The sequence below is a fragment of the Sporosarcina luteola genome, assembly GCF_023715535.1.
Classification (GTDB): domain Bacteria; phylum Bacillota; class Bacilli; order Bacillales_A; family Planococcaceae; genus Sporosarcina; species Sporosarcina luteola_B.
The window spans coordinates 1-255 of the sequence record NZ_JAMBOI010000077.1 but is presented as its reverse complement, the minus strand read 5'-3'; the positions used below and the strand labels follow the sequence as shown (position 1 = coordinate 255).

General features: G+C 51.8%; 1 rRNA gene. It reads right to left on the bottom strand.

What is annotated here, in order from left to right:
• Positions 1-255: ribosomal RNA gene (locus M3191_RS18850) — 23S ribosomal RNA — on the bottom strand; the annotation flags it as partial.

Below are 255 nucleotides of genomic sequence, written 5' to 3'. Positions count from 1 at the left end.
TTTTCACCTTTCCCTCACGGTACTGGTTCACTATCGGTCACTAGAGAGTATTTAGCCTTGGGAGATGGTCCTCCCGGATTCCGACGGAATTTCACGTGTTCCGCCGTACTCAGGATCCACTCTGGAGGGAACGGACTTTCGACTACGGGGCTATTACCCGCTATGGCGAACCTTTCCAGGCTGCTTCGTCTAATCCGTTCCTTTGTAACTCCGTATAGAGTGTCCTACAACCCCAGGAAGCAAGCTTCCTGGTTT